The organism is Phreatobacter sp. (genome assembly GCF_052440005.1).
GTDB lineage: Bacteria > Pseudomonadota > Alphaproteobacteria > Rhizobiales > Phreatobacteraceae > Phreatobacter.
This window is the reverse complement of record NZ_JBQVQL010000050.1, coordinates 24,900-34,414: the sequence shown is the minus strand read 5'-3', so window position 1 is coordinate 34,414 and position 9,515 is coordinate 24,900. Positions and strand designations below refer to the sequence as shown.

General features: G+C 70.2%; 10 protein-coding genes. 1 reads left to right on the top strand and 9 read right to left on the bottom strand.

Translation table 11 applies throughout. From position 1 onward, the window contains the following. The 7 genes from ACT6XY_RS13525 to ACT6XY_RS13495 form a co-directional block, all read right to left on the bottom strand. Window positions 1-1,005 (bottom strand): molybdopterin-binding protein (locus ACT6XY_RS13525; RefSeq protein ID WP_444748848.1); only part of this gene is annotated, 1,005 nt, incomplete at its 3' end. Between the two features lie 34 nt (window positions 1,006-1,039). Continuing rightward, window positions 1,040-1,717 carry an XdhC family protein gene (locus ACT6XY_RS13520; protein ID WP_444748847.1) on the bottom strand — a complete coding sequence of 226 codons (678 nt, stop codon included), beginning with the start codon at window positions 1,715-1,717 and terminating at the stop codon, window positions 1,040-1,042. Beyond that, window positions 1,717-2,040: an XdhC family protein gene (locus tag ACT6XY_RS13515; RefSeq protein WP_444748846.1), complete on the bottom strand. Its 324-nt coding sequence runs from the start codon at window positions 2,038-2,040 to the stop codon at window positions 1,717-1,719. The genes ACT6XY_RS13520 and ACT6XY_RS13515 overlap by 1 nt, the downstream gene beginning before the upstream one ends. A gap of 128 nt (window positions 2,041-2,168) precedes the next feature. Next, window positions 2,169-3,359 carry a vWA domain-containing protein gene (locus tag ACT6XY_RS13510; RefSeq protein WP_444748845.1) on the bottom strand — a complete coding sequence of 397 codons (1,191 nt, stop codon included), beginning with the start codon at window positions 3,357-3,359 and terminating at the stop codon, window positions 2,169-2,171. Beyond that, window positions 3,359-3,856, bottom strand: coding sequence for a hypothetical protein (locus tag ACT6XY_RS13505; RefSeq protein WP_444748844.1), 498 nt, complete (start codon window positions 3,854-3,856; stop codon window positions 3,359-3,361). The genes ACT6XY_RS13510 and ACT6XY_RS13505 overlap by 1 nt, the downstream gene beginning before the upstream one ends. 4 nt (window positions 3,857-3,860) lie before the next feature. Beyond that, the gene (locus ACT6XY_RS13500) at window positions 3,861-4,778 is read right to left on the bottom strand and encodes an AAA family ATPase (RefSeq protein WP_444748843.1); all 918 of its coding nucleotides are present in this window, start codon (window positions 4,776-4,778) and stop codon (window positions 3,861-3,863) included. Between the two features lie 57 nt (window positions 4,779-4,835). Beyond that, window positions 4,836-5,666 (bottom strand): DUF3108 domain-containing protein, encoded by an 831-nt coding sequence (locus ACT6XY_RS13495; RefSeq protein WP_444748842.1) that lies wholly within the window; start codon window positions 5,664-5,666, stop codon window positions 4,836-4,838. A 210-nt stretch (window positions 5,667-5,876) separates the two neighbouring features. Between ACT6XY_RS13495 and ACT6XY_RS13490 the strand changes: the two genes are divergently transcribed. Continuing rightward, the gene (locus ACT6XY_RS13490; protein WP_444748841.1) at window positions 5,877-6,242 is read left to right on the top strand and encodes a hypothetical protein; all 366 of its coding nucleotides are present in this window, start codon (window positions 5,877-5,879) and stop codon (window positions 6,240-6,242) included. Window positions 6,243-6,328: 86 nt separating this feature from the next. On the opposite strand, the gene ACT6XY_RS13485 is transcribed toward ACT6XY_RS13490, so the two are convergent. Further along, the gene (locus ACT6XY_RS13485; RefSeq protein ID WP_444748840.1) at window positions 6,329-7,126 is read right to left on the bottom strand and encodes an FAD binding domain-containing protein; all 798 of its coding nucleotides are present in this window, start codon (window positions 7,124-7,126) and stop codon (window positions 6,329-6,331) included. Between the two features lie 18 nt (window positions 7,127-7,144). Beyond that, on the bottom strand, window positions 7,145-9,508 hold the full coding sequence (locus tag ACT6XY_RS13480) for a xanthine dehydrogenase family protein molybdopterin-binding subunit (RefSeq protein WP_444748839.1): 2,364 nt from the start codon (window positions 9,506-9,508) through the stop codon (window positions 7,145-7,147). Between the last annotated feature and the right edge of the window lie 7 nt (window positions 9,509-9,515).

Sequence of the window (9,515 nt, the reverse complement as noted above, 5' to 3'; positions counted from 1 at the left end):
GGGCGGGACCGCCGCGTCGCCCTCGCGCGGCTGCGGGCGCGACACGATTTCCATCAGCAATCCCCCCACTCCCATGCCCGTCACGTCCTGCTTGGTGACGGGAAGGCCGGCCAGCAGCCGCATCAGCACCCAGTCGAAGCCGTTCTCCTTGGGCGAGCGGGCACATCCCGGCGCGCCGATCACCGGAACCGTGCCGCGCGCGCCGATCATCAGGAGGTTGCCGGGGTCGACGGGCATGCCGAGATGGTCGACGCGCCCGCCCGCCGCCTCCAGCGCCGCGGGAATGACGTCGCGCCGGTCGGCGATGGCGGAGGCGCCGAAGACGAGCACCAGGTCCGCCTCCTCCGCCGAGACCGCGATGGCATCCGCCAGCGCTGCGGCTTCATGCGGGACGCGCCGCTCGCCGACGATGGCCGCCCCCGCCGGCGCGAGGCGGTCAGCGGTCACGCGCAGCGTCTTCTCCACCACCTTGTCGGCGAGCCCCGGCAGCAGCGTCGAGACAATGGCGACGCGCCGCCGCACGAAGGGCGCGACGCGCACCAGCGGGCCGGCTGCCAGCGCCTCTTCGACCCGGTCGCCAGCGACCGCATAGGGAATGATCTTGACGGTCGCCACCATCTCGCCCGCCTCCACGGCGGCGAAGGCCGGCAGGGTCGCCAGCGTGATGGCCTCGTCGATGCGGTTGATGCGGTCGATGCCCGCCCGGTCCACCACCAGCACGCCGGCCTCGGCCGCGAAGAGGTTGGCGCGGCCGGTGAAGGGCGGATCGATGCGCAGGCCCTCCCCCGCAACGGCGGCGGCGATGCGGCCCGCCGCCTCGTCCTCGCCGATGTCGCCCGGCTCCGCCATCGCCACCGTGACGGTCGCGAGGCCGGCGGCTTTCAGCGCAGCGATCTCTTCGAGGCCGATCACCGAGCCCTTCTTCAGGAGAAGGCCCGGCCGGCGTACGGCATGGGCGACGACGCCGCCGAGAGCCTCGTCCACCGCCACGGGACCGAAGCGCATCAGCCGCCTCCCTCGCCGCCGGTCCGGGACCCGCTCACGCGATGCCCTGACGCCAGGCCTGCGTCACCTCGGCGAGGATCGAGACGGCGATCTCCGCCGGCGTGATGGCGCCGATGGCGAGGCCCACGGGTGCCTTGATGCGGGCGAGCGCCTCCGGGGCGACCCCGGCCGCCGTGAGACGCTCGACACGCCGGGCGTGGGTTTTCCGCGAGCCGAGGGCCCCGATATAGAAGCAGCCCTTGCCGAAGGCGTGCAGCAGCGCGGGGTCGTCGATCTTCGGGTCGTGGGTCAGCGCGATGAAGGCGGTGTAGCGGTCGACCTTGAGGCCGGGCAGCGCCTCGTCCGGCCATTGCGCCAGCAGCCGCACGCCGGGAAAGCGCTCGGGCGTCGCGAAGGCGGTGCGTGGATCGACGATGACCGGGTCGTAGCCGAGCATGCGCGCCATGGGCACCAGCGCCTGGCTGATGTGGACGGCGCCGATGACGACCATCTGTGCCGGCGGCACCTGCACCGTGAGGAAGGCGCGCGTGCCCTCGACGACGCCGCTGCGACCCGTGCGCAGAGCCGCCCGGATCGCCTCTTCCAGGGGATCGCCGGCCATGGTCTCGGCGGTCACGAGGCGCGCCTCGCCGCCGTCGAGATCGGTGACGAGGACGGCGGCGTGCCGGCCGGCCCGCGCCGCATTCAGGGCCGAGAGCAGGTCGAGGCGCATCAGCCGACCTTCTCGACATAGACGGAGATGCGCCCGCCGCAGGACAGGCCTGCCCGCCAGGCGGTCTCGTCGGCGACGCCGAATTCGAGGAGCTTGGCCTTGCCGGAGCCGATCACGTCCAGCGCCTCGGTGACGACCTCACCCTCGACGCAGCCGCCCGAGACCGACCCGAGGAAGCTGCCGTCCTCGTCAATGACGAGATGCGAGCCGACCGGGCGCGGCGCCGAGCCCCAGGTCTCGACGACGGTCGCCACGGCGACGCCCTTGCCGGAATTCGCCCAGGCTTCGGCCTGCCCGAGGATGTCGTCGTCGGTCGAGAGCATGGCGAGATCTCCTCGGGACAGGTTCGCTGTGTCCCAAGACATCGGATGAACGGGCGCGCGGCGCAAGGGCGGGCTGCGGCTACGTCGTTCGGAGCCGGTGCGAGGGCATGGGCGAAGTACGCCCGCCCCTACAGCGCCTTCAACCACCGACGCGGGTCGTGCGCCCGGTCGGTCCGGCGCGCGTCGAGCGCCGCGACGAGCTCGGCCACCGCCGCCACGTTGTGGATGGTGCGGAACTCGTCGACATGGGGCAGCAGCGCCCGGATGCCCTGGGCGCGCGCCTCGAAGCCGTCGAAGCGCAGCAGCGGATTGAGCCAGACGAGGCGCCGGCAGGACCGGTGCAGCCGGTCGGCGGCGCGGGCGAGGTCGGCGGTGCCGTCGCGCTCCAGCCCGTCGGTCACCAGCAGCACCACCGCCCCGCCGGACAGCACCCGGCGCGACCAGACCTTGTTGAAGGCGGCGAGCGAGGGCGCGATGCGCGTGCCGCCCGACCAGTCCTCCACCGCCGCCGTGCAGGCGGCGAGCGCCTCGTCCGGGTCCCTCGCCTTCAGCATGCGGGTGATGTTGGTCAGCCGCGTGCCGAAGGTGAAGGCGTGGACGTTGCGGCGGTTCTCCATCAGCGCATGGACGAAATGCAGGATCACCCGCGTGTACTGGTTCATCGAGCCGGAAATGTCGCAGAGCACGACGAGCGGCGGGTGCTTGGTCTTCGGGCCGCGCCGCGCGAGATCGATGATGCCGCCCCCCTCCCCGATGGAGCGGCGGAGCGTGCGCCGGAGGTCGATCCGCCGCCCGCGCGGGTCTGGCGCGAGGCGCCGCGTCGGCACCGCGTCGTCGGGAAGCACCAGCGCCGCCACCGTCCGGTTTGCCGCGGCGATCTCGGCGGCCGTCATCTGCGCGAAGTCCTTCTTCTGCAGCACCTCGACGTCCGAGACGGTGAGGCTTGCATCCACCTCGATCTCCGGCTTCTCCACCGGCACGCTTTCCGCCTGCTTGAAGAAGGCCTCCTGCAGGCGCAGCGACACCGGATCGGGCTTGCCGGGCGTGGCGGGCGCCACCGGCATCAGGATGGAGAGCAGCTTCTCCATCAGGTGACGCTTCTTCCAGAAGATCTCGAAGGCGGTGCGGAAGAGCACCGACTGCTCGTGCTTCGTCACGAAGACCGCGTGCAGCGTCCAGTAGAAATCCTCGCGCGAGCCGATGCCCGCCGCCTCCACAGCCGCCACCGCGTCGAGGACCGTGCCGGGACCGACGGGCATGCCGGCCGTGCGCAGCGCGCGGGCAAAATGGGCGATGTTCTCGGTGAGCGCGTTCGCCATCAGGCGGGCCTCAGCAGAACGGCGAAGACCGGCGAAAGAGCGAGCGAGCCGGCATTGTAGACGCCATGGGCGAGCGCCGTACCGAGGAAGGCGGTGCGCCAGCCGCGGGCGGCATACCAGCCGGCATATTGCAGGGCGAAGACGAGGAAGATCGCCGCGGTCACCGGCGTTCTGACCAGCGTCAGTGGCAGGTGGGCGGCAACCGCCGCCGCCACCGCCACCGCGACGAAGAAGGCGACTGGCGCCCTCAGCAAGACCGCCACCAGCCAGTGCAGCACCGCGAGCGCCGCCGTCTCGATCAACGGCGCGACGACCACCGCCGCGACGACGATCATCGTCATGGACAGCGGCGAAGGCCCGGGAGCGGGCATGCGCACGCCGGCGAGCGACAGCACCGTCCACCAGGCGAGCGGCACGAGAAGCAGCGCGGCGCCGATGGCGGCGGCCTTCAGCCAGGCCATCCGGCCGGGATCGGTGACGAGGGCGAGAGCGGCCATGGCCTCAGCGTCCCGCTTTCACCTCGTCGAGGATCGCCTTGGCCTCGCCGCCCTGCATCTTCTGGATGTCGTCCTGGTACTTCAGCAGCACGCCGAGCGTGTCGGTGACGCCCTGCGGGTCGAGCCCGACCGCATCGAGCTCGGTGAGCGCCGTCGCCCAGTCGATGGTCTCGGCGACGCCCGGCACCTTGAACAGGTCGGTCTTCCTCAGGCGCTGCACGAAGGCGACGATCTCCTTCGTCAGCCGGTCCGGCGCGCCCGGCGCCTTAGCCTTGAGGATGGCGAGTTCGCGCGCCGCGTCGGGATAGTCGACCCAGTGGTAGAGGCAGCGCCGCTTCAGCGCATCGTGGATCTCGCGCGTGCGGTTGGAGGTGACGATGACGATGGGCGCAGCCGGAGCCTTGATCGTGCCGAGTTCGGGCACCGTCACCTGGAAATCGGACAGGACCTCCAGAAGGAAGGCCTCGAAGGCCTCGTCCGTGCGGTCGAGCTCGTCGATGAGCAGCACCGGCGGCCCCCGCAGGTCCGGCTCCAGCGCCTTGAGAAGCGGCCGCTTGACGAGGAAGCGCTCGGAGAAGATGCCCGAGGCCAGCGCCTCCCGGTCGACCGCCCCCTCCGCCTCGGCGAGGCGGATGGTGATCATCTGCGCGGCGTAGTTCCACTCATAGACGGCGGCGGCGACGTCGAGACCCTCGTAGCACTGCAGCCGGATGAGGTTGCGGCCGAGGGCCGCCGCGAGGACCTTGGCGATCTCGGTCTTGCCGACGCCCGCCTCCCCTTCCAGCAAAAGCGGCCGGCCCATCTTCAGCGCGAGGAACAGCACGGTCGCCAGCGACCGGTCGGCGACGTAGTCGCCGCTCTTCAGGAGGGCGAGTGTGGCATCGATGGAGGTGGGAAGCGGAATCGGCAGGGCAGTCGTCACTGAGGCACTCCGGCTGGACGCCGGAACCATAGCGCAGCCGGCATCAAGTCGAGAACCTCAATCCGCGGCGGCGCGGCGTGCGGTCGGCAGGCCAGGATCGAGGGCGAGGCGCGTCGCCTGCGCGATGCCTGTGCCGTAGCCGGTCGAGAGCGTGATCTTGGCCGGCAGCAGGGTGCGGGTGCCGCGCACCGGCACGAGCACGACCTCGGCCGAGCGCTGCCGTGCGCTCTGGATGTCGTTACGGTCCGGCCGGTAGCCGGCGATCGGCTCGAAGCGCACGCGGCAGACCGCCGCCTCGCCCTTGTAGCCGCCGATCTCCACCTGCCGGGTCTCGACGAAGGAATAGATGAGGTCGAAGCGCTCGCGACCGCCATAGATCGGCGTGCGGCGCTCGCAGGCCGCCGCGCCCGTCACCGGGCCGGAGCCGCCGGCGACGAAGATGCCGGCGGACAGCGGGTCGATAACGCCGCGCAGGTGTTCGGGCAGCACGGGCGTCGCCCGCGGATGGGGCGGCTTGTCCGGATCGCGCTCGACGCCGGTGACGTTGCCGCCGGCCATGGCGATGCGGGTCGTCTCCACCTTCCCGCCGGAGCGGATCGCCACCGTGAAGCTCGACGGGACGGGCGTCGTGCCGCGGATCTGACCCGTGGCGGTCGCCGTGCCCGAGCCCCCCGAGAAGATGGCGGCGACACCCGTGACGCGGACCTCCAGCGTCGTGCTGTAGTTCCGTCCGTCGCTGGTCGAGACCATCGTGCTGCGGCCGATGGAGAGACCGAGGAAGGTGACGCTGTAGTCCGCCGACACCTGCCCGTTGCCAGGGCTCTGGGCGGCCGCTGGCCACGCGGCGAGGGCGAGAGTGGCGGCCAGGACGGGGGAGGACGATCTCATGCGCTCACCTCGGAGGGCCGGAACGGGGGACCCGGCAACCTCCAGTTTTCGCGGCCGTGTGGGGCGTTTTTGCGGCGTCGCGGAGTGCCATCCCGGGCGGCGCCGCGCGGGATTCGGCAATGCAACCATTTTTCACGGATTCGATTCGAATTTTCGTTAAGTCCGCCCGTGTTAGCCACGTGTCCGTTCCATCCAGCCACGGGTTTCCCGATGCGCCACAGCACGATCCTGACCACTCTGCTGCTCGCTCTCGTCGGCGCCGCCGTGTCGCTGTTCATGTTCTTTCCGGGCGAGGCCGCCCTCGTGACCGGCAGCGTCCGCCGCATGATCGACCCGAAGCGCCCCGATCTGGTGCGGCTCGAATACATCACCGCCAATCCCGAACTGTCGCGCGGCTGGCGCACCCTGCGCGTCGTCGAGAAGCCGGAACAGTGCCTGCCGCTGCTCGACCAGAATCACACCCGCGACCCGGGGATCGCCGGCCCCCTCGGCGCCCTGCGCTGCGTCTCCTACCGCAAGGACGGCGAGATGATCGAGGTGCTGCAGACGCGCCGGATCGCCGCCCCCGCCGGCTGAGCCGCGACCTCACGGCCAGACATGCAAAAGGGCCGGCGCTCGTGCGACCGGCCCTTCGCTTTTCTCTTGGAGCTTCCCGCAGGCTGTCAGGCCAGGGCCGCCGCCACCGCGCGCTTGGCAATGACGCCGACGAGATGCGCGCGATACTCCGCCGAGGCGTGGATGTCGCCGTTGAGGTCGTCGGCGGGCGTCGACACGCCCTCCAGCGACTTCGGATTGAAGCGCTTGCCCAGCGCCTCCTCCATGGCCGTGTGGCGGAACACGCCGTTGGAGCCGGCTCCCGTGACCGCCACCCGGACGCCGCTGCCCTTCTTGGCGACGAAGACGCCGACGATGGCGTAGCGCGAGGCCGGATTGGGGAACTTCACATAGGCGGCCTTGCCCGGCACCGGGAAGGCGATCTTGGTGATGATCTCGTCCTCGTCCAGGGCGGTCGAGAACATGCCGGCGAAGAACTCCTCCGCGGGGATCTTGCGCTTGCTCGTGTGGACGATGGCCCCCAGCGCCATCAGCGCCGCCGGATAGTCAGCCGCCGGGTCGTTGTTGGCGACCGATCCGCCGATGGTGCCACGATGGCGCACCTGGGGATCGCCGATATGGGCGGCGAGCCGGGCGAGCGCCGGGATCGCCTGCTGGACGACGGGAGAGTTCGCCACCTCCGCATGGGTCGTCATGGCGCCGATGACGATGGAGCGCCCCTTCTGCTCGATGCCGGAGAGGCCGGCACCGGAAAGGTCGATCAGCGTCTTCGGGCTGGCGAGCCGCTGCTTCATGGTCGGGATCAGCGTGTGCCCGCCGGCGAGCAGCTTCGGGTCCTCTGCCTTGCCGAGGAGCGAGACGGCGCCGCGGACGGTTGCGGCCTTCTGGTACTTGAAAGGATACATGATGACCTCTTTCGAACCTTACTCGGCCGCGATGGCGGCGCGGGACTGTTTCTGGATGACCGTCCACAGGGCCTGGGGCGTCGCCGGCATCGGCACCTCCTCCGTGCCCAGCGCATCGGTCAGCGCGTTGATGACGGCGGCGGGCGCCGCAATCGCTCCCGCCTCACCGCAGCCCTTGATGCCGAGCGGATTGGACGGGCACGGCGTCACCGTCATGCCGACGTCGAAGGACGGCAGGTCGTGGGCCCGCGGCATGGCGTAGTCCATGAAGGAGGCCGTCACGAGCTGGCCTTCCTTGTTGTAGATCGTGCCCTCCAGCAGCGCCTGGCCGACGCCCTGGGCGATGCCGCCATGGACCTGTCCCTCGACGATCATCGGGTTGATGACGTTGCCGAAGTCGTCGACCGCGGTCCATTTGGCGATGGTCGCGACGCCGGTCTCCTGGTCCACCTCGATCTCGCAGATGTGGCAGCCCGCGGGGAAGGTGAAGTTGGTGGGGTCGTAGAACGATCCCTCCTTCAGCCCGGGCTCCAGCTCCTGCGGATTGAACTTGTGGGCGATGTAGGCATTGAGCGCCACCGTGCCGAAATCCACCGACTTGTCGGTGCCCTTCACGGTGAACTTGCCGTCCTTGAAGTCGATGTCGGCCTCCGCCGCCTCCAGCACGTGGGAGGCGACCTTCTTCGCCTTGGCCTCGATCTTGTCGAGCGCCTTGGAGATGGCCGACATGCCGACCGCGCCGGAGCGCGAACCGTAGGTGCCCATGCCGAACTGCACCTTGTCGGTGTCGCCGTGGACGATGGAGACGTTGTCGATGGAGATGCCGAGGCGCGAGGAGACGAGCTGGGCGAAGGTCGTCTCGTGGCCCTGGCCGTGGCTGTGCGAGCCGGTGAGGACCTCGACGGTCCCGACCGGGTTGACCCGCACCTCCGCCGATTCCCACAGGCCGACGCCGGCGCCGAGGGACCCGACCGCCTGGGACGGGGCGATGCCGCAGGCCTCGATATAGGTCGAGTAGCCGAGGCCGCGCAGCTTGCCGCGCTTGGCCGCCTCGCGGCGGCGCTTGCCGAAGCCCTTCACGTCGGCCATCTCCATGGCCTTCACCAGCGAGGCTTTGTAGTCGCCGCAGTCGTACATCATGATGACCGGCGTCTGGTGCGGGAACTTCGTGACGAAGTTGCGCCGGCGGAACGCCGCCGGATCCATGCCGATCTCGCGCGCCGCCGCTTCCACCAGCCGCTCGACGACGAAGGTCGCCTCCGGCCGGCCCGCGCCGCGATAGGCGTCGACCGGGGCTGTATTGGTGTAGACCGCGTCCACCTCGGCATAGATGTTCGGGATGGCGTACTGACCCGACAGCAGCGTGGCGTAGAGATAGGTCGGCACCGACGAGGCGAAGGTCGACAGATACGCGCCCATGTTGGCGATGGTCTTGACCCTGAGGCCGGTGATCCGGCCCTCCGCGTCGGTGGCGAGCTGCGCCCGCGTGACGTGGTCGCGGCCATGCGCCACGCAGAGGAACTCCTCCGTACGGTCGGCGGTCCACTTCACCGGACGTCCGCACTTGCGCGCCGCCCAGACGCAGACCGTCTCCTCGGCATAGATGAAGATCTTCGAGCCGAAGCCGCCGCCGACGTCCGGCGCGATGACCCGGAGCTTGTGCTCGGGCGCGATGCCGACGAAGGCGGAGAGCACGAGGCGCGCGACGTGCGGGTTCTGGCTCGTCGTGTAGAGCGTCAGGGCGTCGTTGCCGGAATCGTATTCGCCGACCGCGGCGCGCGGCTCCATGGCGTTGGGCACGAGGCGGTTGTTGACGATCTCGAGTGTGGTGACGTGCTTGGCCGCCTTGAAGGCCGCTTCCGTCGCCCCCTTGTCGCCGATGTGCCAGTCATACACCGTGTTGTTCGGCGCCTCGGAATGAACCTCCGGGCCGCCCTGCGCCTTCGACGTGTCGGCGTTGGCCGGCAGCACGCCGTAGTCGACGACGATGGCCTCGGCCGCATCCTTGGCCTGCGAGAGCGTGTCGGCGATCACCACGGCCACGTGGTCGCCCACATAGCGCACCTTGCCCTGGGCGAGGATCGGATGCGGGCCGGCGCGCATCGGCGTGCCGTCCTTGGAATGGATCATCCAGCCGCAGATGAGGCCGCCGACCTTGTCGGCCGCCACGTCCTCGCCGGTGTAGATCGCGACGACGCCGGGCATGGTCTTCGCCCGCGAGATGTCGATGCCCTTGAGCGTCGCGTGGGCGTGCGGCGAGCGCAGGAAATAGGCGTGCGCCTGGCCGGGGCGGTTGATGTCGTCGGTGTACTGGCCCTTGCCGGTGATGAAGCGGTGGTCTTCCTTGCGCCGGACGGCGGCACCGATCGCGGTGACTGTCATGGACGAT

Coding starts and splice junctions, on each gene's coding strand:
- ACT6XY_RS13510 (WP_444748845.1), bottom strand. CDS start 3,359: ATGGCGAACGCGCTCACCGAGAACATCGCCCATTTTGCCCGCGCGCTG.
- ACT6XY_RS13480 (WP_444748839.1), bottom strand. CDS start 9,508: ATGACAGTCACCGCGATCGGTGCCGCCGTCCGGCGCAAGGAAGACCAC.
- ACT6XY_RS13520 (WP_444748847.1), bottom strand. CDS start 1,717: ATGCGCCTCGACCTGCTCTCGGCCCTGAATGCGGCGCGGGCCGGCCGG.
- ACT6XY_RS13485 (WP_444748840.1), bottom strand. CDS start 7,126: ATGTATCCTTTCAAGTACCAGAAGGCCGCAACCGTCCGCGGCGCCGTC.
- ACT6XY_RS13515 (WP_444748846.1), bottom strand. CDS start 2,040: ATGCTCTCGACCGACGACGACATCCTCGGGCAGGCCGAAGCCTGGGCG.
- ACT6XY_RS13495 (WP_444748842.1), bottom strand. CDS start 5,666: ATGAGATCGTCCTCCCCCGTCCTGGCCGCCACTCTCGCCCTCGCCGCG.
- ACT6XY_RS13490 (WP_444748841.1), top strand. CDS start 5,877: ATGCGCCACAGCACGATCCTGACCACTCTGCTGCTCGCTCTCGTCGGC.
- ACT6XY_RS13505 (WP_444748844.1), bottom strand. CDS start 3,856: ATGGCCGCTCTCGCCCTCGTCACCGATCCCGGCCGGATGGCCTGGCTG.